The following is a 24,086-nucleotide window of genomic DNA, read 5'->3' as shown; positions in this document are numbered from 1 at the left end:
CCGGGCAGAACCGGAAGCCGCCCCCGGTCCGGGGGGAACGGCCGGGTCGGGCACCGGCGGGGCGGCCGCCGCGGATCGAAGGCTGGACATCGTCACTCCGGAGGGAGCGCCTGCGATGACCGAAACCGAGCAGACTCCGGTGCACGCCCTGCTGGCCGACGGCACCACGGTCCGTATCCGCCGGCCGAACCCCGGCGACCGGGCCGGGGTGCTGCGTCTGTACGAGGAGATGTCCGACGAGAACCTGCGGCTGCGGTTCTTCCTCGTCAGCCGCCCCTCCGCCCGGCAGGCCGCGGAACGCGTGACCGGGCCGCCACGCCCCGGCCACCGCGCCCTGGTCGCCGAGCACGCCGGCCGTCTGGTCGGTCTGGCCGAGTACGAGGCCGAGCCGCACGGCGTGACGGCCGACGTCGCGCTCGTCGTGGCCGACGACTGGCACCACCGCGGAGTGGCCACGCTGCTGCTCGAACACCTCGCGGACGCCGCCCGGACGGCGGGCATGACCGCCTTCACCGCCGACGCCCTGGCCGAGAACCTCGACGTGCTGAGGGTCTTCCACGACCTGGGCCTGCGCGTGACCCGCCGCTACGACGGCCCCGAAGTGCACTGCGTGGTGGAACTCACCGAGGACGAGACCTACTTGAGTGCCGTGGACACCCGCGGCCGGCGCGCCGACGTCGTCAGCATGCGGCCGCTGCTGCGTCCCCGGTCCGTCGTGGTGATCGGGGCCGGCCGCAGACCCGGTTCGGTCGGGCGGGCGATTTTGCGCAACATCCTCACCGGGGCCTTCACCGGGCGCGTGTTCGCCGTCCACCCGGTGGCCTCCGCGATCGCCTCAGTGCACGCGTACCGGTCGGTGGCCGCGCTGCCGCACGTGCCCGAGCTGGCGGTCGTCGCCGTCCCCGCGCCGGCCGTTCCCGAGGTGGCCGAGGAGTGCGGGAGAGCCGGGGTGGGCGCCCTGCTCGTCGTCTCGGCCGGACTCGACGCGCACCAGGCGGGCGCCCTGATGGCCACGTGCCGCCGGTACGGCATGCGGCTGGCGGGTCCCAACTGCCTGGGACTGGCCAACACGGAGGACGCGGTCCGCCTGGACGCCACCTTCGCCGCCCGGCATCCGGGAGCCGGCTCCGCGGGGATCGCCGTGCAGTCGGGCGGAGTCGGCATCGCGCTGCTGGACGGACTGGCCCGCCTCGGCGTCGGCGTGTCCAGCTTCGTCTCCCTCGGCGACAAGTACGACGTCAGCGGCAACGACCTGCTCCAGTGGTGGGAGAGCGACGGGCGCACCGGCCTGGCGCTGCTGCACCTGGAGTCCTTCGGCAACCCGCGGGCCTTCTCCCGTACCGCCCGCCGGGTGGCCCGTACGATGCCGGTGCTCACCGTGGACGCGGGGCGGTCGGAGGCCGGGCGCCGGGCCGCGGCCTCGCACACCGCGGCGGCCGCCACCCCGACCATGACGCGGCAGGCGCTGTTCACCCAGGCCGGCGTCACGGCCACCAGGACGATCGGTGAACTCCTCGACGCGGCGGCCCTGCTGTACTCCCAGCCGCTGCCGGCGGGCACGAGGGTCGCCGTCGTCACCAACGCGGGCGGGGCCGGCGTACTGGCCGCCGACGCCTGCGCGGACGCGGGACTGAGTGTGCCACCGCTGCCCGCCGGCCTGGCCGGCGAGCTCCTCGCCCTGCTGCCCGCGGGCGCCGCCGCGACGAACCCGGTGGACGCGACCGCTGCCGTCGGCGAGGAGGCGCTGCGCGCCTGCGTGGAGCGCCTGGCACGGGACGGAGCCGTCGACGCCGTGCTCGTCGCCCTCGTCCCGACGGCGGTGGCCTCGGCGATGGGCGAAGACCTGGTGCGGGCCCTCACCGACGTCCCGGGACCGCTTCCCCGGCCCGCCGTCGCGGTTCTTCCCTCGCAGCCGGCCCGGGTGGAACTGCTCGACACCTGTGCCGAGGGCACGGTGCCCGCCTACTCCGACGCCCAGGACGCCGCGCGCGCCCTGGCCCACGCGGCCGTCCGTGCCCGATGGCTGGGCCGTCCGCCGGGGGACGTGGCGGAGCCGGCGGACGTGGACAGCCCACGGGCGCGCGGGATCGTCGCCGATTTCCTCGCCGTCAACCCCGAGGGCGCCTGGCTCGACCCGCGGACCGTCTCCGACCTCATCGGCTGCTACGGCATCCCCCAGGTTCCCTGGGCCTGGGCACAGGACGAGGCCGAAGCGGTCGCCGCCGCCCGGCGGCTGGCCGGCCCGGACCAGGGCGTGGTCATGAAGGCCTACTGGCCCGGGCTGCTGCACAAGAGCGAGCAGCACGCCCTCCACCTCGATCTGCGGGGCGCCGCCCGGGTCAGAGCAGCCCACCGGGACCTGGTGGGCCGGTTCGGCGACCGGCTGACCGGCGTGGTGATCCAGCCGCTCGCCGAACGCGGGACGGAACTGTTCGCCGGTGTCGTCCAGGACGAGGTCTTCGGACCCCTCGTACTCTTCGGACTCGGCGGAACGGCCACGGAACTCCTCGCCGACCACGCCGGCCGGCTCGCCCCTCTCACCGACCACGACGTGCGCGACCTGCTCACCTCCCCGCGCTGCTCCCCGCTGCTGAACGGCTACGCCGGCGCACCGGCCGTCGACCTCACGGCCCTGGAGCAGCTGCTGCACCGCCTCTCCCGCATGGCGTGCGACCTGCCGCAGCTCGCCGAGGCCGACCTCAATCCCGTACTGGCCGGACCGCACGGCATCACCGCACTGGACGTACGTGTCCGGCTCATCCCCCGCCGCCGCTACGACCCGTACCTGCGCCGCCTGCGCTGAACGGCCTGGACCGGCCGGGCGGGGACGGGCCCGGGCAGGGACGGGCCCGGGCAGGGACGGGCCCGGGCGGTGGGCCGCGCGCTCCGCGCCGCCACCGCCACCGCCGGTCGTCCGGGTTCGACGCGCGCGCCGCCGCGCGTCGTCGACCTCGTGTTCGACCCGCGGTCCGTGCCCTTCGTCGACCGTGCAGGACCAGGGCCGTCGTGCCGGGAACGCGACCGTGGGGCGACCCGTGGGTCCCCGAACCGAGACAGGCCGCGCCGACGCGGCCGCTGCCCGGGCGTCCGTTGGTCCCGGCGGGGCGGGGCCCATCGGCCCCTCTTCCCGCCACAGGCGGGCCCGGTCGGACGTCGGACGCCACCTGACCGGCCCATGCGCGCCTCCCTTCCCCCTGTCACCTTCGGAGGTACGGGGGGAGGTGGGTGCCGATGCGCGGCAGGAGGAACCGCGAGCGGCGGCCGTGGGGCCGAGGCCCCTGAGCCGACCGCCCGCCGAGAAGGCCGTGCGGTCGGCGGGCGACCCGTCCCGGCCGCGCCGCCGGAACGACGACATCAGGAGGTGGCGCATGCGCTACGAGAACCGCGCGGACGCGGGACGGCGCCTGGCCCGGCGTCTGGAGCACCTGCGCGACGCGCACGTCGTGGTACTGGGTGTTCCCCGGGGCGGCGCCCCGGTGGCGTTCCAAGTGGCCCGACACCTCGCCGTGCCGCTGGATCTGGCCGTCGTACGCAAACTGCGCGTGCCCTGGCAGCCGGAACTGGGCTACGGCGCCCTCGGTGAGCACGGCGTCCGAGTCATCGACGAGCACCTGCTGGCGGAAAGCGGGCTGAGTGCCACCGAGCGGGAAGCCCTGGAACAGCATGAGCAGGCTGAGCTCGAACGGCGCGTGCGCCGCTGGCGGGGCGCCCGCTCGCCGATGCCCCTGGCCGGCCGCGACGTCGTACTCGTGCACGAGGCGGTGGCGACCGGGGCGGTCGCCGAGGCCGCCTGCCGGGTGGCCCGGGTCCGCGGCGCGGCCCAGGTGGTCCTCGCCGTTCCGGTCGGGCAGGAGGAGGCCCTGGCGCATCTGCGGACCGTGGCGAACGAGGTCGTATGTCCTCGGCCCGTGCGGCACCTCGGCTCCGTCGGCGCCTGGTACGAGGACTTCGCGCCCGTCGGCGACACGGACATCACCGCGCTGCTCGCCGAGGCGGGCCGGCCTTCGCCGGCCGCTGGAGACGGTCCCGCGCCGGAGCGCCCGTCGCCGGGCCGGCCGGTGGAGGTGCCGGCCCACCAGGTACGGATACCGAGCCTGCTCACACTGCCCCCGACGGCGCGGGCGGTGGTGGCCTTCGCCCACGCCGGCAGCCGGGGCGGGAGCGACCCGCGCAGCCAGTGCGTCGCCACCGCGCTCCAGCGTGCGGGGCTGGGCACCCTGCTCCTCGATCTGCTCACCGGGGACGAGGAACGCAACCAGCACAACGTCTTCGACATCACCATGCTGGCCCGGCGCCTGCAGGCGGCCTGCGGCTGGCTGCGCCGGGAAACCGGCCTGCGTGTGGGCTGCTTCGCGACGGACACGGGCGCCGCGGCCGCACTGGAGGCGGCCGCGGCCGACGAGGACATCGGCGCCGTCGTCTGCGTCGGCGGCCGCCCCGAACTGGCCGGCCCCTCGGCGCTGGCCCGGGTGCACGCCCCCGCGTTGTTCGTCGTCGGCGCCCTGGACACGCGGTTGCTCGGCTGCAACCACCTGGCCGCGGACTGGCTGCGCTGCGACCACCGCGTCGAAGTCGTCCCCGACGCCACCCACCTGTTCACCGAGCCGGGCGCGCTGGAGACGGTCGCGGAACTGACCCGCGACTGGTTCACGACCCGTCTCACCAGGGCGGACACCCAAGTGCTCACGGGATCACCATGACCACGCACCCGCAGGACCATGCCGGGCACCGGCCCGACCCGAACATCCGGCGGCACGGACGGAGCCCGTGAGGGCTGTCCGGGGACGACCGGAGGCCGATCGGCCCCCGGGTCCGCCGCTCACGCCCACTGGGGCACTACGGCGACCGGGCAGGGCGAGTCGTGCAGGACGGTGTGCGAGGTCCGCCCGAGCTGGAGCCCGAGGTGCCCTGGGCGGCGCCGGGCCCCGACGACCAGCAGGTCGGCCTTGTACGCGGCTGCGAGCAGCACCTTGCGAGCCGCCCCTTCCACGGTGCTGTGCCGCACCTTCACCTCCGGCGGGACGCCCAGCAGCGCCGCTTCCAGGGCGTCGGCGGCCCGCTCCTCGTACACGCGCTCCGGCTCCCCGGTGATCAGCGGGTGGTCGATCGTCTCGTGCGCGGGGCACCGCCAGGCCCGCAGGGCGTGCAGTTCGACCGCGCGGAGTCGGGCCTCCTGGGCGGCGAACCGCACGACGGCGGCGGACTCGTCGCCGACACCGACGACCACCCGGCCGTGCACCGCCGCACGGACCTGGTTGTCGTTGCCGCCCCGGACCACGACGACGGGGCAGTCGGCGTGCGCCGCCACGAACAGGCTGACCGAACCGAGCAGCAGATTCACCACGCCGCTGCGGCCCCGGCTGCCCACGACCAGGGCGCAGGCGTTTCTTCCCTCCCGCACCAGCGCGTACCCGGGCTCCTCGGGCAGGACGGCGACACTGATCCGCAGTGCGCTCTGCCGGCTGCCGGCGCGGCGGGCGCCGGCCCGGACGACGTCCTCGGCCGGAACGCGTGCGTCGGGTCCGTCGAGGTCCCGTGGGAGCACGGCGCCCTCGTAGCGCTGCCAGAGCGAGGCGTACACCACGCGCAGGGGCACCTGCCGCAGGGCTGCCTCGTCGGCCGCCCAGTCCACGGCCCGCAGGCTGGGCTCGGACCCGTCCACACCGACGACCAGGGGAAGATCCATCGTCCTCACACTCCCGTGCGCGTGGCGCCGCCTCCGTGCCGCCCCGAGTCACAGATGGTCCCCGCCTCCCGCGACGAGCGATCCGTTCCGAGCATGCGCGGCCCGCGCCCCGCGGGAACAGGGCCACAGGTCCCCGCTCGGGGCCGTCAGACCCCCGTCCGTGGTGCTCGCTGCGGGGACACGGGAGCGGGACAGGGCCGCACGGCCCCTGTGCGGCGTGGTCCTGCGGCCCCGGACCGGGACCCGAGAAGGATCACGCCGGCGGTGTCCCGGTCGGTGTCGTCCCGCGCTTCCGGATCGGCTGCCGGGCCGGAGCCGGGCTCCCCGTGGTGCGGGAACCCGGCGTTACGGCCTGGGGTGTCTCAGCGGACGGTCAGGGACTCCGAGGTAGTGACCGGGGTGCCGGGGCCGTCCGGTACCGCGCGCTGACGGAGACGGCGCAGCGGGCGCGGTTCCCACCAGGCCCAGTGGGGCGGGTTCGACACGACGGGAGGGTGTGCTGGGAGAGCGGGTCAGAAATGAGTGGCGATCCCGAATGCCTGCCGGAGCCGGGCCATGTCGTGACGGTCGTGATCAGCCGGTTCGTAGCCCTGGTGGAAATGGACCTGCTGCTCCGGTGAGAGGCACGGGACGGTGGACCCCAGGATGGTGCCGGTGGTGAAGCACGAGGCGGGATAGACGAACGGGTGCTCAGGGTCGGGTGATGCCTGCACGGCGGATCCGTCCGCAGCGAGAACCAGAGGATGAAGATCGATCTCCCGACCACGGGGATCGGTGAGGACGAACCGCACGGGGCGCCAGTCGAGGGTCTGGACGAATCCGGCGTTCGCGAGAGCCGCCACGACATCCGGTTCCTGGCTCTCGCGGTGCATCAGGTCCAGGTCGCGGTGCCGGCGGGTTTGCCGACCGACCAGGGCATCGATGCCCCAGCCACCGCCGATCCAGATGTCGGCGTCCGCGTTCCGCAGCACGGCGAGAATGGTCAACACGTCCTCAGCCGTCATCACCCCGCGCAGGCTAGCGCTGATCACTCGGGCGGGCGAGTGGATTCGCTGGCGTACGTGACGGTCGGATCGTCATCGTCTTCCGGCCGCCAGGCTCCTGACGGGCCGGAGTCGGTAACGTCGTGTGACGGAGCGATGCGGACAGGAGAAGAATGCGACCCGAACGACACGAGGCGGCTGCCGACACCGCGGCCCTGCGTGAACGGCTGCGGCACGTCTACTGGATCGGTGGCGGGAGCGGTGCGGGCAAGTCGACGATCGCTCGCCGCTTGGCGGATCAGTACGGATGGCGTCTCTACGCGACCGACGACGTGATGTCGGACCACGCCCGCCGGACCACCGCCGAAGAGGCCCCGTTCCTGCACCGGTTCATGGCCATGGACATGGACGAGCGATGGGTGAACCGGTCTCCCGTCACCATGCTCGAGACCTTCCACTGGTTTCGCGGTGAGGGCTTCGGGCTGATCGTCGAAGACCTCCTTCGCCTGCCGTCGCAGCCCTGTGTCATCGTCGAGGGCTTCCGGTTGTTGCCACACCTCGTGAAGCCGCTGCTCGCGGTGTCCGGTCACGCGGTCTGGCTCCTCCCGTCACCCGACTTCCGCCGGACCGCGATCCAGGGCCGGACCGCCCCCGGAGAAGGTTTCATCCGGAAGACCAGTGATCCGGAGCGAGCCGGCCGCAACATCGCCGAACGCGACCATGCCTTCGTGGAACGCCTCCACGAGGAAACGAGGCGTCTCGGACTGCATGCCATCGAGGCCGACACCACGATGACCGAAGACGATCTGGCCAATCGGGTGAGCGAAACGTTCTTGGGCCGCCGCTCGGCTCCTCCCGGATGAACGGCAGACCACCCGGCTTCTCGGGAGCGGGGCACGACGCGGTCGCCCACGAGCAGGCGCGGGACCTTCAGAGATCGTGATCCTGTCCGTGCCGTCCGGCAGCGCGGACGAGGACACGTCTCCGACCCGCCACGGCCGCCGGCGTCGACGGCACGGTGAGGCGTTCGCGCCGGGACACGACGAGCACTTCGAGACCCGGCCCCGTGTGAGCGGGACGTTACCGACCCCTCGCCCTGCCCGTCGCGGCGGGTGAGCGCTTCGTCCCGCGGGGTTAACTCCGTTCTGACGTCCCGGCAAGGACCCACTTCGATCCTGGGCGGTATGAGTGACACCGTTCCCACCGCACCGTCGAAGTCCCCCGCACCGACCCTCTTCGAGCAGCTCGGCGGCGAGCCCGCGGTCAGTGCCGTCGTCGACATCTTCTACGACAGGGTTCTCGGCGACCCCGACCTGGAGTCCTACTTCTCCGGCGTCGACGTCGACCACCTCAGACATCACCAACGACGTTTCGTAGCACAGGCGTTGGGTGCCCAACGGCCCTACTCCGGCCGCTCCATGCGCAAGGCCCACGAACACCTGTCGATCACCCAGGAGGCCTTCGGCCGGGTCGTCGACCACCTCGGCGCCGCGCTCGCCGAGGTGGGTGTCGACGCGGCCGCGATCGACGCGGTCGCCGAAGTGCTGCTGCCGTTGAAGCAGGAGATCGTCACCGCCTGACGGCACGCGCCTCCCCCACGTCGGGCCGCGTCGCCGGGGACGTCGCCGCGCCGACCGTGCTCACCCACCGCTCGCCGTGGCGATCGTGGGCGCCGCACGTCCCGGCGACCGGCTCCGGCAGGTGGCCGCGTGCGCGGACGCGGCGGATGACGCGGCGGTCCGAGGAGCCGCTTCCGGTTCCCGGGTGCCGCAAGCGGCGCGGTCCGTCCCGCCCGGGCACAGCGTTTCCGGGCGGGACGGGCCGCGGCGGTGTGCGTGAACGGCCGACCGGTCAGACGTCGGTGACCGGGCTGGTGCCCAGGCGGATGTTGTCGATCGCCCAGAACCAGTTGTTGCCCGCGTTGAAGATCCGGAACTTCGCCTTCACGGACGTGGCCCCGGACGGCACGGGACTGGAGAGACGGACGAGCCGGTTCTGCTGGTCCACCCCCTGGTTGGTGTTGCCCGAGGAGTCGCTGCTGTAGTGGAGCAGTCGCGTCGTCGCGCCCGAGTCGAACTCGAGGACGACCTCGGCCTCCTGCGGGCTCTCCTGCCGGTAGTGGGAGTCGAACCCCAGGTACAGGGTGGAGGTGCCCGCGGGGATCGTCACCGACGGGCTGGTCAGGGTGGAGTCGAAGCGGCCCCGGGCGGACGGATTGCCGGTGTCGTCCCAGTCGTCGGGGTCCGCGACGGCGACGACTCCGAGGGACCGGGTGAAGCCTGAGCGGTCCTGTCCGGCGGGGAACCAGAACTGCTTGGACAGGAAGGTCCAGCCCTGAAGCTCCCGTGTGCCCTGCGGCATCGCCGCCGCGTTGGTGACCGTCCAGCCCTCGGGCGCGGTCCGGGTCCATCCGAGCAGGCCGGGCCGGCTGAGATCGGCCGCCGCGGTGAGAGCGGGGGCGATGGACTCGAAGTCCTCCGCGAGCAGGTATCCGGTCATGAGGGGGCCGGTCCTGACGGGCAGGGACGCTGACGCCTTCATGGCCCCGCCCGTCAGCTTCGCCGTGACGGCGGCTTCGAGGGTGCCGGCGGCGCGGACCGCCGAGACGGGCGCGACGACGTCCCAGGTGAGGGTCACGGACGAGCGGACCGCGACAGAGGTGGGCGTGGCGCCCTTCGCCGTGGAGCCCCAGCCTTCCGGGAGGGCCAGCGTGGCGGCCAGACCGGTGAGGGGCGTGCTGCCGGCGTTGGTGACGGTGGCTGCCACCGTGGCGGGTCTGCCCGGCGAGAGCACCGTGCCGTCGGTCCCGGGTGAGCCGGCCGGACCGGTCAGCGTGACGCTCAGGGCGGGGGCGACGCCGGTCCGCAGGCGCGCGTCGGCGAGCCTGAGCAGACCGTCGCTCTCGGCGTGTGCGGCGACGACCAGCCGGCCCGCGGTGGCGCTGCCGGCGGGCGTGACCGTGAAGCGCACGTCGGCCGACTTTCCGGCCCCGAGCCCTCCGGGGACCGCACCGGTCCGCTCGACCGTCCAGCCGGACGGGGCGAGCAGGGCGACGGCGAGTCCTTTGAGCCGACCGCTGTCCTGGTTCCGTACCGTCACGACGACCTCGGTCGGGTTTCCCTGCGTGAGCGGCGTGTCCAGCGGCGGAACCGCGGCGGGCGGAGCGATCGTCGCGGCCAGCGCCGGCACGGTGCCGGTCGCGGGGTCGGTGACCCCGGGTCCGCCGTCCGCCACTCGGCCGGTCATGCGGCGCAGGAAGGCGGGATCGCCCCTGTCGAGGACCGCGATGTCGTACCAGCCGTGGTCCGGGAGGCGGAACCGGACCGTACGGGACGTGCCGGGCCTGAGGGTGACGGCGCGTACGGGCTCGCCGTGCCGGTGGGAGTACACCGACTCACCGACGAGGAGGGTGCGGGTCGTGGAGGAGGGGTTGGAGCATACGACGTCCACCCGGCCGGCGGACGGGTGCTCGACGACATGGGCGTCGGCTCCCACACCGGATCCGCGCAGTTCCCAGGTGGACCAGCCGGGGCCGTGGACCTGCAGATCGTAGCCGTCATCACCGTACTCGACCGTCGTGTCGGTGCTCCTGCCCGCGGGCACCGTCCAGGCGCGCGGAGCGGTCCCGTCACCCGGGTAGGCGGTGAGCGTGGCGGCGACGGCGCCCTGGTTGCCGAGCCGCAGGCGGCAGCCGGAGCGGGTGATGTCGCTGCGCAGGGAGAGCCGGTACGGCAGGGGACGTGTCGGGCGGGTGCCGGTCTCCTGCTTGGGCAGTGACTGGTTCTTCGGCGGTACGGGGTTCCAGCGGGCGACCGCCGCGGGCACCGGTCCGGGCTGCTCGACCTTGGGCTGCCGGTGGCCGCGGTCGAAGTCGAAGACGGAGGTCAGGTCGCCGAACACGCTGCGGCGCCAGTCACTGATGTTGGGCTCGTGGACGCCGGTCCACTTCTCCAGGAACCGGATCACCGAGGTGTGGTCGAAGGCCTGGGAGCTGACGAATCCGCCGACGGTCCAGGGCGACACGATCGTCATCGGCACGCGCGGACCGGGGCCGATGGGAGTGCCGTTGAACCAGTCGTCGCCGTTGCCGGAGGACGGCTGTGGCGCGACGGGGGCGGGGACGTGATCGAAGTAGCCGTCGTTCTCGTCGAAGTTGATGAACAGCGCCGTCTTCGACCAGGTCTTCGGGTCGCTCGCGATGGCGTCGAGGAGGTCGTAGACGAGGTTGGCGCTGCCGACCGGAGTGGAGCTGCCGGGGTGCTCGGAGAGCGCCGCCGTCGGAACCACCCAGCTGACCTTCGGCAGTGTGCCCTTCTCGATGTCGGACCGGATCCGTCGGACGAGCGTGTCCGGTTCGGAGCGGTAGGCACCGCGCAGGAAGAGCCGTCGCTCGGCCTCGGTCAACGCATCGACGCCCCGCTGGAATTCGGCCAGCGCGGCCCTCCTCTGCTCCGCGGTCCTGTTCCACAGGCTGTCGTAGAACTGCTCGGTGGTGGAGTACTGGCCGGTGACCTTGGAGAGGATCTTCCGGCCGATCTCCTTCCACGGCCGGAAGTACTCCACCGCGTTGTCGGTGAAGTTGTCCCACTCCTGGTAGATCTGCCAGGAGACGCCCGCGGCCTCCAGACGCTCGGGGTACGTCGTCCAGGTGTAACCGGGGTGGTTGTAGTCGTACGCGGCGTTGGTGACGGCCCGGTTGACGCCGTCCGCCTCGTAGCCGGTCGTGCCTGACCACAGGTACAGGCGGTTGGGGTTGGTCGAACCGTAGACGGAGCAGAAGTACGCGTCGCAGATGGTGAAGCGGTCCGCCAGTTCGTACTGCAGCGGTATGTCCCGCCGGTCGTAGAAGGCCATGGTGCTCTGCGTCTTGGCGGCGATCCAGTCGTTCCACCAGCCCTTGGCCCGGGCCTGGGTGGCGTCGGAGAAGCCGTGCGCGAGCGATCCCAGATACTGGATGTCGCTCTCCTCGCGGCCCGCGTCGAGCGCCGCGCGGCGGGCGGAGAACGGCAGCACCGTGCCGCCCTGGCGCCGGGGCTGCTCGAAGACGCTGGTCCCGGTGGGCAGGCGCAGGGGCGTGCGGTCGCCGAAGCCGCGCACGCCTTGGAGGGTTCCGAAGTAGTTGTCGAAGGAACGATTCTCCTGCATCAGGACGATGACGTGCTCGATGGCGCGCATCCCGCCGCGCGGCATGGGCGCGGCCATCGCCTGGTGCAGCGACGGGGGAAGGAGGGAGAGTGCGGCACCGCCGGTGAGGGCGCCGAGAACCTTGCGACGGGAAACATCAGACATGCGCGGAAGGCTAGATCGCCCCTACCGTGCTCATAACCCCGTGCGGCAGGATTTCGCCGACCGTTCAGGCAACGGCATCGATTGTTCTCCTGATCCGATCCGCCGACGCACCGTCGGCTCGCCGCTTCGCGGCCGGTGTCCGCCCTCCGCCGTCCGGGACGGGACACCGGGGCCCGGACCCGCGAAGACGGATCCGGCCGCCGGCGGCACCGCGACGGCGATCGACGACGGCATCCGTCCCGGACGACGGCCGTACGCCGTGATCGACCGCGCGGCACGGACGGTCATCGCGCCGGGAAGCGACGGAGAGGTCCAACGCCTCGGCAGCGGCCGAGGGGGCCTTCGAGGGGCTCGCCGAGCGCGCCGGGGAACCGGCTGTGCCGGGCCCGGGCGCGCTTGTCCGAAGGGCCGCCGGCGGCGCACGGTTCGATGCCAACGGCCCCGCGAGCACGTCCGTAGCGTGTCCTCTTTGTCCCCGCGCGACGATCAAGTACATTGAAATTGCTACTGGTTGAGAGGGGGACTCGATGGTGCCGGAAGCGATCACGGCGCTGGCGGGCACGGGGGCCGGGGCGCTCGTGTCAGCCATGGCCTCGGATGCCTGGCAGACGGGACGCAGTGGTGTCATCCGTCTGTTCCGGCGAGGAGGAGACGCACGGCAGGCCTCCGTGGAAGGGCAGTTGGACGCACACGCGATGCTGGTCGAACGGTCGGGCGATCCGGATCAGGCCAGACAACTGATCCTGCGTACGTGGCAGGTGGAGCTCGCCCAGTTGCTGACCGAACACCCTGACACCGAGTCGGAGCTCCGCCGCCTCGTCGAGGAGATACAGAGCGAGCTCCCCGGGGGCGGGAAGAATTGGGTGATGACCAACATCGCCCGTGATCACGGAACGGTGTACGGGGTGATGGGCGGGAACGTCATCCACTACCACCAGGGAATGCCCTCGGACCCTCCCACCGGTGAGGGCCCGCGGCAGTGAGACCGGGTGCGGACGACGCGGGGTGGAACGCTCTGCAGGAGATCAGGGTCGAGTCCGGGTACGCCTACGGCACGATCGGCGCCGACATCCATGTCTTCGGTGACGGTACGCCCGTGTACCGCCTCTTCCGGCACCAGCCGGTCACCGCCCTGGACACCGGGTGGCTGCGGGCCCAGCCCTCCCGGATGCTCGACTCACGCTCCGCGGTGGTCGACTTCACGGGACGCGACGAAGAGTTACGGGAACTGATCGCGTGGCGTGACACCGGGCAGCGGCTCGCCGTCCGCTGGCTGCACGGCGAAGGCGGACAGGGCAAGACCCGGCTCGCCCTCCAACTGGCCTCCGATGCCGGCGCCAGGGGCTGGAAGGTCGTGGACGCGGTCCACGGCACCGACACCCACCCCCCTGCGGGGCTCGAACAGGACCTGCGTCCGGACGGACACACGGGGGTGCTCGTTCTCGTCGACTACGCGGACCGCTGGCCCGTCTCCCATCTGAGCTGGCTGTTCCACAACCGGCTGCTGCACAAGGACGTTCCTGCCCGTGTCCTGCTCCTGGCCCGGTCGGTCGACCAGTGGCCGGCGGTCCGCGGGAGGCTCAACCGGCTGAGGGTGAACGCCGACTCCTCAGACCAGTACCTGGCTCCGGTTCCCGAGGCCGGAGAACAGCGGGCGCGTCTGTTCGGCGTCGCTCGTGACAGCTTCGCCCGGCACTACCGGCAGATCACACAGCCGGAGAGGATCAGGCCGCCGGAGGCGCTGAACGATGCGGAGTTCGGGCTGACTCTGGCCGTGCTCATGGCCGCCCTCGTGGCCGTGGACGCCGCGGCCCACGGCCGGCGCGCCCCGGCCGGAATGACCGGACTCACCGCCTATCTGCTCGACCGCGAGCACGAGAACTGGGAGCAGCTGCACGAGACTTCCGGAGCGGGGTCCGGCTACCGCACTCCCCCGGCGGTGATGGCACGCATGGTGTTCCTGGCCGGCCTCATCGGCCTCAGCCACCGAAGCCACGCGGAACGGCTGGTGGGAGCGGTGTGCGACGAGATCCCGCCCGAGGTTCTCCTCGCCGACCACTCCGTGTGCTACCCGCCCACGGAACTGTTCCCGGAGGGGGTGCTCCAGCCCCTGCTCCCGGACCGCCTCGCCGAGGACTTCCTGGCACTCACCCTGCCCGGCAGCCCCGTCACCGCCTACCCCACGGACCGGTGGGCCGGCGCCGTGTGCACCACCTTCCTGCAGCCCCTCTCCGCGGAACTCCCGCGGCACTGGATCACGCGTGCGGTCACCTTCCTCGCGGCCGCGGCCGCCCGATGGCCGCATGTCGGCACCGGTTACCTCTATCCGATGCTCCGAGCGCACCCGGAAGTCGCCACTCACGCGGGCAGTACCGCTCTGCTGCGGCTGGCCTCCGTCCAAGACGTGGACCTGGACATGCTGACCATGGTCGACGACACGATCGAGGACCTCAGCGGGGAGCTGACGCGGCTGGACCTGGCCACCGGAGCCGTGGCCACATGCGAGCGGGTCACCCCTTGGCGGCTGGAAGCCACGTCCGCACCGGACCAGCGGATTGGGCTGCTGAACAGGCTGGGGCTGCGGATGCTGCACGCCGGGCGCCCGTTCGACGCCGTCAAGCCCCTGGAAGAGGCGGTGGACCTCGGCAGGCAGAGCATGGCGGAGGCCGACCCTTCCGTGCTTCCCTTCCAGGTCAAGGCACTGATCCGACTGAGCCGGGCGCTGATGGACACCGGGGGCCTGCTCACTAAGGCGTTCGCCCTGTCCGTCGAGGCCACCCAGGTCGCCCGGGCACTCGTCGACGACGGTACGGACAGCGAACTGCTCCTGCTCGCGGAGTGCTGCTCCACCGCCAGCGACAACGCCCATGCCCTGGGACGGGGTGAGACGGCTCTGGAGTACATCGATGAGGCCGTCTCCATCTACTCGTCCGTCCGGGAGACCTCGCACGCCTCCGTGCTGCCGCAGCTCGCTTCGGCGCTGAACACCCAGGGCAGACGGCTGCGTTCACTGGGCCGGATCCAGGAGTCGGCGCGTCCCACACTCGAAGCGATGCAGATCCGCGACGAACTCACCGACGCCGACTTCGCGACCCATTTCGCCGACAAACTGCGCTCCATGATCGACGTCGGCGTCTGTACGGCTGAGATGGGGCTGCCGGACCGAGCGCTCGGTTACTTCACCATGGCCGCCGATCACCTGCGTCAGTTGATCGCGGTCCAGCCGGCTCTCCTTCCCGACCTGGCCGACGCACTGGAATGGACCGGACGGCAACTCGCCGAGGCGGGGCGGACGGACGAAGCGCTCGCCGTCACCGAGGAGGCGGTGGCGATCCGCCGCAGGGAGTGGGACACCGAGTCGACCAACGCGCAAGCGATGGCGGACTCGCTGCATCTGCTCGCGCTCCGGTTCGAGGAGTGCGGGCGCACGGGCGAGGCCGCCGATGCCGCGGGGCAGGCGTTCTCGATCCGCTGGGCCTTGGCGAACACCGTGCCGGAGGTGGACTGCTTCGGCGCCATCGCCCTCGACCTGGGTCTGAGGGGACACCTCCTGCGGCGGCTGGGCCGACCGGGCGAGGCGGAGAGCGACCTCATGAACGCCCGCACGACCATCTCGCACTTGACGGACCGGCAGCTGACTCCGGGACTGCCGGAGCGCCTTGCCCGCATCCTGGACGAGTTGGCCGGTGTACTGCGCGAACTCGGCAAGTCGCGCGAAGCACGGGACGTCGCCGCGGAGGCTGCGACGATGCGGCGGCGCACCCCACCGCCACCCTCGCAACGCCGTCGTCGTGTGTACTCACGTTCGAGTGAATGGCGACCGCCGGACCCGGCACAGGCGGAGGAATCCGCGGTCCGTCTCACCCTGGAGGCCGCGATCCTCGTGCACCGCCCATTGGCGGAGAAGGAGCCGGACCGCTATCTGCCCCCACTCGCCGTAGCCCTGCACAACCTCGGACGACACCAACTGCGCCACGGCGGCCGCCCGGACGATGCCATCGCATCGCTCCGGGAGTCGTGCGCCGTCTTCCGGGAGCTGTCCCGGAACAACGTCTTCTTCGTGCCACAACTGGCCCTCACCCTGAACAATCTGGGGTCCGCCCTGTACCAGCTCGACCTTCGGCAGGACGCTCTGGCGCCGTTCGAGGAAGCCGCCGGCTACTACCAGGCCCTTGCCGACACCGACGGCTCCTACCGGGAGCTTCTGGTGTCGGCGTTGAACAAGGTGGGCCTGGTGCTGCACGAGCTCGGGAGGCCCGAGAAGGCGAGGGAGGTCTTCCTGCGGGCAGCGCGGATCCGCGACTTGCCGCCGCCCCACCGTTCGTAGCCCCACCACGCCGTTCCCCGCGGGCACACCGGTGGTCGGGTGGGTCCGGTGCCCACCGGTCGGTCGGTCGCACGGTGGCCTGAGGCGTTTTGGCGGGCGATGGGGCACATCGTGCCGCGCGCCGGGCGGGATGAGCGCATCCACCCCGCCGCGACCGCCGCCACCCACGCCGACGCCGGTGGCGGTGGCGGAGGTGGCCGTCCGGCCGGCGGCGGTCGAGGCCCGCGAGCGCTGCGTCGGTGAGCGAGCCCGCGCGTCGGCGTCCGCCGTGAGGGCGGCCGGCCGGGTGTCCCGTGCCTACGCTTCACCGGCCGCCCGGCGGGCGGTGGTGGGGCCGACGGGTGTGTCGCCGCGCAGGGTGATGCGGTGCATCACGCGGTGCTGGTCGCCGTAGTCGCGGTTGGCGTAGTGGGCCGTGCTGCGGTTGTCCCACAGGGCGACGTCGCCGGACTGCCAGCGGTGGCGTACGACGTGTTCCGGCTTGGTGAGGTGGGCGTAGAGGATGTCGAGGATGCCCCGGCTCTCGTGCTCGGAGACGCCGACGATGTGCGAGGTGAAGCCCGGGTTGACGAACAGTCCCTTGCGTCCGCTCTCGGGGTGCACCCGCACCACCGGGTGTTCCACGGGCTTCAGTTCGGTGAACACCTCGCCCTCCCAGAGGTTGCCCCGGCCCCCGCGGCGCTGGGCCAGGTAGTAGCCGAACTCTCGGGTGCCGTCGTGGACGGCGGTGAGCGTGTCGATGTGCGCCCTGAGGCCCGGTGACAGCGACTCGTAGGCGAGCTGGCTGTCGGCCCAGTCGGTGTCGCCGCCGGTGGGCGGCAGCAGCACGGCCCGCAGTACGGAGATGGCGGGCGGCCGCTCGACGAACGTCACGTCCGTGTGCCACACGTCGGCGAACCCGTTGTCCTGGCTGTCCAGGGAGTACACCTCGGGCGCCACGTCACCGGAGTCGTGGACCGGGTGCCCGACGGTGACCTCGCCCAGGCGTCGGCCGAACTCGATCTGCCGGGCGTCGTCGAGGCCGCCCTGGCCGCGCACGAACAGCACCTTGTACCGCACGAGCGCCGCGCGCAGCGCGAGGACCTGGTCGTCGTCGAGGCGGCCGAGGTCGATGCCGTGGATCTCGGCGCCGAAACGCGGGCCGAGCGGGGTGATCGGCAGTTGCCGTGGCTCGGGCCCTGCGGCCGTTTCGGGCCGGACGCCGACGATGCTCATGTGGTTGTCCCTTCCTCGTTTTCCTGTACGGATGTGCGGGTACGGCGCTCTGCTCGCCGTGGAGGCGGATTCAGGCGGCCGCGGCGGTCTTCACCGCGTGCGAGACCCGCGCCCGCAGCTCGGCGAACTCCGCCGACTCGCGGAGCTCTTCGGCGTCCACGTCACCGCGCGGCAGGTCGATCGGCAGGTCCAGGGCGACGGTTCCGGGCCCCTTGGTCAGCACGACGATGCGGGAGCCGAGGAACACCGCCTCGTCGGCCGAGTGGGTGACGAACACGGTGGTGCTCCCGGTCTGCGCCGCCACCCGGCGGAGGTCCTCCTGGAGCCGTTCCCGGGTGAGCGCGTCCAGCGCCGCGAACGGCTCGTCCAGCAGGAGCAGCGGGTTCTCGGCGGCCAGGGCGCGGGCGATCGCGACGCGCTGCTGCTGGCCGCCGGAGATCTCCCAGACGCGCCGCTCCTCCGTGCCCTCCAGACCGACCCTGGCCAGCAGCCGCGCCCGGTGCTCGCTCCAGTGGGCGCGCTCGACGCCGGCGTAGCGCAGGGCCAGGTCGATGTTGCCCCGCACGGTCCGCCAGGGGAACAGCCTCGGGGTCTGGAAGACCACCCCGGCCGTCGCGCCGGGCCGCGGTGCGGCGCCGGAGACCCGCACGGTCCCCCGGGTGGGCCGTTCGAACCCGGCGATCAGGCGCAGCAGCGTGCTCTTGCCGCAGCCGGAGGCGCCCACCAGGACCAGGAACTCGCCGGCGGGCACGGTCAGGTCGACGGGTCCCACGGCGGTGACGCTCTCGCCGCCGCGGCCGTAGCGGTGGACGACGTCGTCCAGCCGGACGGCGCCGTCGGGCACGGCCGGCGCGCTCATGGCGGCCGTCGTCGTCTCACTTGAGTACATCGGGCAGCCCCTTGAGGTAGAAGGCCTTGCGGACGGTGTCGGCGGAGGGCGCGGCGTCGATCTGCTTCTGCTCGGCCAGGAACTCGGCGGTGTCGGCGACGTAGCGCCGCAATGTGCCGGGGCTGCCGCCGGTGCCCAGCCAGTCGGCGGAGGTCACCTGCTCGGGGGTGAGGAACACGCCCTGCGCGAGCTGGGCCCTGGCGTCCGCCGCGGGGATGCCGAGTTCGGCGGAGACGGCCTTCACCGATCCGTCGGGGTCGGACTTGAGGATCCGCAGCGCCTCGGCCTCGGCCTTGCGCCAGGCGTCGATCGCCCCGGGATCCCTGGCGATCAGGTCGTCCGACACCACGGCGAGGTCCAGGGTCGGTTTGCCCGCGGCGCCGATCCGCTTGCTGCTGGTGAGCTGGGTGCCGGTCCTGCGCAGTTCGTCCAGGGTGGGCAGCCAGACGTAGGCGGCGTCGATGTCCTCCCGCTGCCAGGCGGCGAGGACGGCCTGCGGCTGGAGGTCCACGAGCTTGACGTCGGACGGTTTCACACCGGCCGTGTCCAGTGCCGCGAGCAGGCTGTAGTGCGAGGTGGAGGCGAAGGGCGTGGCGACGGTCCTGCCCTTGAGCCCGGCAATGTCGGTGACGCCGCTGCCCTTGCGGGCGATGAGCGCCTCGTTGTCACCGGCCACGTCGAGGATCCAGGCGACCTTGTACGGAATCGGCGAGGACCCGGACAGTCCGCGGGCGAACGGGCTGGACCCGAGCGCCGCGATGTCGAGGGACTTGCCGATGAACGCCTGGTTGACACTGGCCCCGGAGTCGAACTTGATCCAGGTGATCCTGTAGTCGGGCAGGGCCTTCTCCAGCAGCTTCCTGTGCTTGACGACCAGATCGCCGCTCGGGAAGGCGAAGTAGCCGATGCGCAGGCGCTTGGCACCACCGGAGGATCCGTCACTGTCCGACGAGCAGCCGGTGAGGGCCGCGGAGGCGACGGCGAGCGCGCCGGCGAGCAGCAGTCGGCGGGAGGGGCCTTGGGAGACGCGGGACATGTCGGGGCCGTTTCTGTGCAAGGGGACCGAGGGCGGAAGGAGTTGACGGAGCGGACGTCTGGTCAGACGCGGCCGCGCCAGGGAACGACGGCGCGCTCCAGGCGCAGCAGCAGGCCGTCGATGACCAGTCCGGAGACGCCGATGGCGATGATGCCGACGAGCACGACCGGTGTGTTGTTGTAGTTGGCGGCGTCCTTGACCATGCCGCCGATGCCGGGCAGGCCGTTGACCAACTCGGCGGCGACCAGGGATGAGTAGGCCACGCCGACGGCCAGCCGGACTCCGGTGAGCGTCTCCGGGAGCGCGGAGGGGACGATGACGTCCCTGACGACGTCCCACCGCGACGCCCCGAGGGCGCGGGCCGCCTCGACCAGGCTGCTCGGCACGGCGGCCACGGCGGTCGTGGTGGACACCGCCACCGGCGGGAAGGCGGCCACCGCCAGCAGGGTGATCTTCGGTTCCTCGTTGATGCCCAGCCAGATGATGAGGAGCGAGAAGTACGCCAGCGGCGGCAGCGTCCGCAGGAAGGTGATCCAGGGCTCGAACAGCGAGCGGAGCCAGCCGACGGTCCCCATCAGCAGGCCGAGGACCACTCCGGCGGCGATTCCGATGCCGGCTCCGAACGCGATGCGGCGCAGGCTGATGCCGAGGTGTTCGACGAGATAGGTGCCGTTGTAGCCGCGTACGCCGTCGTGGGTGGTGGACACGTCGACGAAGGCGGCCCACACCTCGGCCGGCGGCGGGACCAGCGTCTGGCTCCACGTCCCGCTCGCGGCCAGCAGTTGCCACCCGGCGAGGAACAGCAGGAGCGAGCCGAACGGCAGAGCGACCCGGCGCGCCCGGGACGCGGCGCGGCGGGGACGTGGTGGCGGGACCTTTCCGGTGCCGGCCTCTTGTGGACGGGTTGCCGAGGACATGGAGGGGCCTCCAGGGAACGCCGGTGCATGCGGAGCGGATGCCGGCCGGCGTGAGTGGACAGCCCTGCGCGAAGGGGGACTTCGGGGCATCAGGGCTTCAGGGGGAGAGAACGGCCCCGGCGGAGAAGGGCGGGAGGCCGTGCGTCACCGGCTCGGGCCGGACCGCGGAACCGGTGGTGAGGGGCGTCAGGGTCGCGGGGTCAGCGACAACAGGGAGCCGCGCGTCGGCACAGGTCGATGACCAGGCGTCGCACCAAGGGCTCGTGATTCATGGGGCCCATTTCTACAGCAGCCCGCCGCACCTCACCAAGAGCCGTCCCACGTGGTGGACGGGCGATGAGACGGGACGGTGCGCTCGGCACCGCGAGCGCCGGTCCCGGCCCTTGTCCGACTCGCTGGTCCGGGATTCCTCCCGTATGGGCTCCGGGGCGCCGTTGACAGTCGACGTAGCGATGCGAACGGGACAGGTGATCAGCTCTTTCCGGCCAACCTGCGCGGCAGCGGCCGAGCCGCCGTCCCGGCGTGGACCAGCCGTCCCGACCTCCTGACTTCGCGACACGAGGCGGAAGCGGGCGGTGTGGTACGGGATCGCCGCCTTCGCCTCGGTCGTGCGGCGCGGTGAGCCCGTCGGGGCGGCACACCGCCTGGGGAACTCCGCTCCGGGCGGATGTGGGAACGTTTCGTCGTCAGAGCCGTCGAGTGTCCGTGCTGGTGCCGAGGTGGTCGAGTCGTCGTGGCGAGGGGAACGCATCGGACGCCTGGCCGCCCTGGCCGACCGGCTCGACCCGCACCACCGGCAGGCACCCACCGCGTCGTTGCCCGCACTCCTGGAAGGCCCCCCTCGCCGCTCGACGACCCAGCAGGCCGACGGCACCGCTTCCCCCTGCCCAGCCCCACCCGGAAGGAACCATGCCATGACCGCCCCGCACGCCTTCCCCCTGGAACCCACCCCGATCCATGTGCCCGACAAGGTCCTCGACGACCTGCGCGCCCGTCTCACACTGACCCGTCCGCCGCTGGACGAGGGAAACGAGGACTGGTCCTACGGCGTTCCGGACAGCTATCTCCGTGAGCTGGTCGCCTACTGGCGGGACGGCTACGACTGGCGCAAGGCCGAGGCAGCCATCAACGCCCATGAGCACTACCGGGCGAACGTCGCCGGTGTCCCCGTGCACTTCATGCGCAAGCCCGGCCGGGGCCCCGGCCCGATCCCGCTGATCCTCACCCACGGCTGGCCGTGGACGTTCTGGCACTGGTCGAAGGTGATCGACCCGCTCGCCGACCCGGCCGCGTTCGGTGGTGACCCCGCCGACGCGTTCGACGTCATCGCACCGTCCCTGCCCGGCTTCGGCTTCCCCGGCCCGCTCACCGGCTTTCCGGACGTCAACTTCTGGAAGGTCGCGGACCTCTGGCACACCCTGATGACCGAGACCCTCGGATACGAGAAGTACGCTGCCGGGGGCTGCGACATCGGCGGGATCGTCTCCAGCCAGCTCGGCCACAAGTACGCCGACGAGCTGTACGGCATCCACATCGGTTCCGGGCTGCCGCTCGACTTCTTCACCGGCCCCCGCGCCTGGGACTTCGCCCGGAACCGGCCCCTCACCGACGACCAGCCCGCCGACGTCCGCGCCCGGATCACCGAACTGGACCACCGCTCGGCGTCCCACCTCGCCGTGCACACGCTCGACGGCGCCACCCTGGCCCACGGCCTGAGCGACTCACCCGCCGGACTGCTCGCCTGGCTGCTGGAGCGCTGGAACGCCTGGAGCGACAACGGCGGCGACATCGAGACCGTCTTCAGCAGGGACGACCTGCTCACCCACGCCACGATCTACTGGGTGAACAACTCCATCGCCACGTCGATGCGCTACTACGCCAACGCCAACCGCTACCCCTGGACCCCCGCCCACGACCGCACCCCGGTCGTGCAGGCCCCGGTCGGCCTCACCTTCGTCACCTACGAGAACCCGCCCGGCATACGCACCGCCGACGAGCGCGTCCGGGCGTTCAAGAGCGGCCCGCAGGCCGACTGGTTCAACCACGTCAACGTCAACGCCCATGACCACGGCGGCCACTTCATCCCCTGGGAGAACCCCGCGGCCTGGGTGAGCGACCTGCGCCGCACCTTCCGCGGCCGCCGGCCCTGAACGACCCCGCGGACCCGTTCGGCAACGGGCCGGGCGAACGTCGCCTGGCGGGAGCGTGCGGGCCGGCCGACCGGCCCGCACCGACCGCCGCACCATCACCTACTTCTTGGCTCCCACCTGCCTGTCCGCGGCGGAGAGGATGCCGTTGACGACGCTCTCCACATTCTCCCTGGCCGGAGTGATCAGGGCGATGCCGAAGACGTTTCCGGTGCCCCGCTTGCTGGGATCCTCCGGGTGTTTGGGGTGTTAGGTCTCGCTGAGCCCTCGATCCTCGACGTACTGTGCGATGGAGTTCTGGGCCGCGGTCAGTGCCGCGTCCACGGCACTCGGCGTGGCGTCACGTCCCAGTCGATCATCTGCACATCGCCGTGTCCCGATCGTCCTGGGACGTGGCGAGCGCCTGTGGGACGGACTCGAAGGACTCGAGAAGCGCTTCCAAGCCGAGTCCGTGACCACCCCCAGCGGCGTTACGCACATGACCTTCACCCGGCCGTGACAACCGCCCTCCCAGGTGGCGATCGGCTTCGGTCTCCCACCCCGCACGCACGGCACGACACCACGTTCGCCGTCGACACGACCAGCCAGGGCGCGCCGCCCATCCTGATCGGCAGCGCCTTCGACGAGTGCGCGACCGTGGCCGGAGCTCGCCGACATGACGGCACCGCAAGCACGGGATCCCCTGGTCACAGAGCGTCGCAACGCCGCGATCACGGAACCTGCGCCTGCCCCGTCTGCCCATGGGCCCCGCCCGTGCCCATCGGCACGGCCTCTTACTCGGGGCGTCGGCGGCCGAGGGCGCGCGCGAGTTCACCGACCGGTGCCAGCATGTGTCCGCCGTCGCCCTCGCACCACCACACGACCTCGCCCTCCCGCTCCGAGGCGTGGACGCCGAGGTCATGCCGGGGACACACCGGCCAGACCCGCCAGGTCCGTTCGAGCAGGCTCTCCTGGATCATGATCGTCAGACTGGTCAGTGCCGCGATCGGGTCGTCGCACATGCCCGGCAGGATGGGGCCGCCCCAGTTGAGTCCTTCCCCGTCGGCAAGGCGGACACCGGCTCCCACCGGGAGCGAGTCCTCCAGGACCTCGATCTCCGGTTCGCCCTCGATCCCGCGCGTGGGCAGGTCGCGGGCAACGATCCGCAGCGCGGCGCGCAACGTCTCCAAACGCTCGGGGGCGAGGTCGAAACCGGGATCGAAGCCCGAGTCGTCCAGGACGCGCCGGGCCAGGGCCGTCATCTCCGCCTGCGGCACCTCGGCCGGGTCCCGTTCGACGACCTCCAGGACCGCGTCGGTGCGGTGGAACCAGTCGAGCAGTTCACAGGCGAGGGCGACGACGTCCTGTGGGTCGAGGTCGCCCTCGCGCAGGCCGAGGTAGACCTTCCGCGCCAACGGTTCCGTATCCGCTTCGTACTCATCCATCATGCCGCTCACCGGCCCAGTATCCCGACGCGGCGCGGGTCCCCGCTGCCCGGCGCCCGGTGTGGCGCCACCCTGACCGATCTCGTACGGGGCCGGTCCGCCCCGGCCATGACGGATACGCCCAGGCTTGCACCGGGCCTGGGCCGCCGCACTACGGAGGGCCGCCCACCGAG

General features: G+C 72.1%; 15 protein-coding genes. 7 read left to right on the top strand and 8 right to left on the bottom strand.

The window, feature by feature from the left end; all coding sequences use genetic code 11:
* Positions 1 to 115 precede the first annotated feature (115 nt).
* Together ACF061_RS24575 and ACF061_RS24570 are read left to right on the top strand one after the other, a co-directional pair.
* Positions 116 to 2,803: a GNAT family N-acetyltransferase gene (locus tag ACF061_RS24575; protein ID WP_392269108.1), complete on the top strand. Its 2,688-nt coding sequence runs from the start codon at positions 116 to 118 to the stop codon at positions 2,801 to 2,803.
* Between the two features lie 565 nt (positions 2,804 to 3,368).
* The gene (locus tag ACF061_RS24570) at positions 3,369 to 4,700 is read left to right on the top strand and encodes a phosphoribosyltransferase family protein (protein ID WP_392269107.1); all 1,332 of its coding nucleotides are present in this window, start codon (positions 3,369 to 3,371) and stop codon (positions 4,698 to 4,700) included.
* 119 nt (positions 4,701 to 4,819) lie between these two features.
* Here ACF061_RS24570 and ACF061_RS24565 read toward each other — a convergent pair whose 3' ends face one another.
* Complete coding sequence (locus tag ACF061_RS24565) at positions 4,820 to 5,686, bottom strand: universal stress protein (protein WP_392269106.1); 867 nt, start codon at positions 5,684 to 5,686, stop codon at positions 4,820 to 4,822.
* A gap of 512 nt (positions 5,687 to 6,198) precedes the next feature.
* Entirely contained in the window at positions 6,199 to 6,690 is a 492-nt protein-coding gene (locus tag ACF061_RS24560) for a nucleotidyltransferase domain-containing protein (protein WP_392269105.1), read from the bottom strand.
* Between the two features lie 269 nt (positions 6,691 to 6,959).
* Between ACF061_RS24560 and ACF061_RS24555 the strand changes: the two genes are divergently transcribed.
* Positions 6,960 to 7,532, top strand: a complete 573-nt coding sequence (locus tag ACF061_RS24555; protein WP_392269104.1) for a hypothetical protein — start codon at positions 6,960 to 6,962, stop codon at positions 7,530 to 7,532.
* Positions 7,533 to 7,853: 321 nt separating this feature from the next.
* Complete coding sequence (locus tag ACF061_RS24550; protein ID WP_392269103.1) at positions 7,854 to 8,249, top strand: group 1 truncated hemoglobin; 396 nt, start codon at positions 7,854 to 7,856, stop codon at positions 8,247 to 8,249.
* A gap of 271 nt (positions 8,250 to 8,520) precedes the next feature.
* On the opposite strand, the gene ACF061_RS24545 is transcribed toward ACF061_RS24550, so the two are convergent.
* Positions 8,521 to 11,958, bottom strand: a complete 3,438-nt coding sequence (locus ACF061_RS24545) for a phosphocholine-specific phospholipase C (RefSeq protein WP_392269102.1) — start codon at positions 11,956 to 11,958, stop codon at positions 8,521 to 8,523.
* A gap of 680 nt (positions 11,959 to 12,638) precedes the next feature.
* On the opposite strand from ACF061_RS24545, the gene ACF061_RS24540 reads away from it, so the two are divergent.
* Positions 12,639 to 12,941 (top strand): hypothetical protein, encoded by a 303-nt coding sequence (locus ACF061_RS24540; protein ID WP_392269101.1) that lies wholly within the window; start codon positions 12,639 to 12,641, stop codon positions 12,939 to 12,941.
* Positions 12,938 to 16,285, top strand: a complete 3,348-nt coding sequence (locus tag ACF061_RS24535) for a tetratricopeptide repeat protein (protein ID WP_392269100.1) — start codon at positions 12,938 to 12,940, stop codon at positions 16,283 to 16,285. The genes ACF061_RS24540 and ACF061_RS24535 overlap by 4 nt, the downstream gene beginning before the upstream one ends.
* A gap of 297 nt (positions 16,286 to 16,582) precedes the next feature.
* Here the strand turns inward: ACF061_RS24535 and ACF061_RS24530 are convergent, their stop codons facing one another.
* The 4 genes from ACF061_RS24530 to ACF061_RS24515 all read right to left on the bottom strand — a co-directional run bounded on the left by ACF061_RS24530 (position 16,583) and on the right by ACF061_RS24515 (position 20,342).
* A complete protein-coding gene (locus tag ACF061_RS24530) occupies positions 16,583 to 17,500 on the bottom strand; it encodes a TauD/TfdA dioxygenase family protein (protein ID WP_392269099.1) in 918 nt (305 codons plus the stop codon).
* A gap of 70 nt (positions 17,501 to 17,570) precedes the next feature.
* Positions 17,571 to 18,389, bottom strand: coding sequence for an ABC transporter ATP-binding protein (locus ACF061_RS24525; RefSeq protein ID WP_392269098.1), 819 nt, complete (start codon positions 18,387 to 18,389; stop codon positions 17,571 to 17,573).
* Positions 18,376 to 19,425, bottom strand: a complete 1,050-nt coding sequence (locus ACF061_RS24520; RefSeq protein ID WP_392269097.1) for an ABC transporter substrate-binding protein — start codon at positions 19,423 to 19,425, stop codon at positions 18,376 to 18,378. The genes ACF061_RS24525 and ACF061_RS24520 overlap by 14 nt, the downstream gene beginning before the upstream one ends.
* A 62-nt stretch (positions 19,426 to 19,487) precedes the next feature.
* The gene (locus tag ACF061_RS24515; protein WP_392269096.1) at positions 19,488 to 20,342 is read right to left on the bottom strand and encodes an ABC transporter permease; all 855 of its coding nucleotides are present in this window, start codon (positions 20,340 to 20,342) and stop codon (positions 19,488 to 19,490) included.
* Positions 20,343 to 21,256: 914 nt separating this feature from the next.
* On the opposite strand from ACF061_RS24515, the gene ACF061_RS24510 reads away from it, so the two are divergent.
* Positions 21,257 to 22,492, top strand: coding sequence for an epoxide hydrolase family protein (locus ACF061_RS24510; RefSeq protein ID WP_392269095.1), 1,236 nt, complete (start codon positions 21,257 to 21,259; stop codon positions 22,490 to 22,492).
* 770 nt (positions 22,493 to 23,262) lie between these two features.
* Here ACF061_RS24510 and ACF061_RS24505 read toward each other — a convergent pair.
* On the bottom strand, positions 23,263 to 23,916 hold the full coding sequence (locus ACF061_RS24505; RefSeq protein ID WP_392269173.1) for a hypothetical protein: 654 nt from the start codon (positions 23,914 to 23,916) through the stop codon (positions 23,263 to 23,265).
* Positions 23,917 to 24,086: the final 170 nt, after the last annotated feature.

Origin of the sequence: Streptomyces sp. NPDC015220, assembly GCF_043079345.1 — a bacterium.
GTDB lineage: Bacteria > Actinomycetota > Actinomycetes > Streptomycetales > Streptomycetaceae > Streptomyces.
This window is presented reverse-complemented; position numbering and strand designations above follow the sequence as displayed.

Excerpts from the sequence above, each read along its gene's own strand:
- ACF061_RS24545 (WP_392269102.1), bottom strand. The coding sequence starts at position 11,958 with ATGTCTGATGTTTCCCGTCGCAAGGTTCTCGGCGCCCTCACCGGCGGT.
- ACF061_RS24525 (WP_392269098.1), bottom strand. The coding sequence starts at position 18,389 with ATGTACTCAAGTGAGACGACGACGGCCGCCATGAGCGCGCCGGCCGTG.
- ACF061_RS24510 (WP_392269095.1), top strand. The coding sequence starts at position 21,257 with ATGACCGCCCCGCACGCCTTCCCCCTGGAACCCACCCCGATCCATGTG.
- ACF061_RS24530 (WP_392269099.1), bottom strand. The coding sequence starts at position 17,500 with ATGAGCATCGTCGGCGTCCGGCCCGAAACGGCCGCAGGGCCCGAGCCA.
- ACF061_RS24550 (WP_392269103.1), top strand. The coding sequence starts at position 7,854 with ATGAGTGACACCGTTCCCACCGCACCGTCGAAGTCCCCCGCACCGACC.
- ACF061_RS24570 (WP_392269107.1), top strand. The coding sequence starts at position 3,369 with ATGCGCTACGAGAACCGCGCGGACGCGGGACGGCGCCTGGCCCGGCGT.
- ACF061_RS24515 (WP_392269096.1), bottom strand. The coding sequence starts at position 20,342 with ATGTCCTCGGCAACCCGTCCACAAGAGGCCGGCACCGGAAAGGTCCCG.
- ACF061_RS24565 (WP_392269106.1), bottom strand. The coding sequence starts at position 5,686 with ATGGATCTTCCCCTGGTCGTCGGTGTGGACGGGTCCGAGCCCAGCCTG.
- ACF061_RS24505 (WP_392269173.1), bottom strand. The coding sequence starts at position 23,916 with ATGATGGATGAGTACGAAGCGGATACGGAACCGTTGGCGCGGAAGGTC.
- ACF061_RS24575 (WP_392269108.1), top strand. The coding sequence starts at position 116 with ATGACCGAAACCGAGCAGACTCCGGTGCACGCCCTGCTGGCCGACGGC.
- ACF061_RS24560 (WP_392269105.1), bottom strand. The coding sequence starts at position 6,690 with ATGACGGCTGAGGACGTGTTGACCATTCTCGCCGTGCTGCGGAACGCG.
- ACF061_RS24520 (WP_392269097.1), bottom strand. The coding sequence starts at position 19,425 with ATGTCCCGCGTCTCCCAAGGCCCCTCCCGCCGACTGCTGCTCGCCGGC.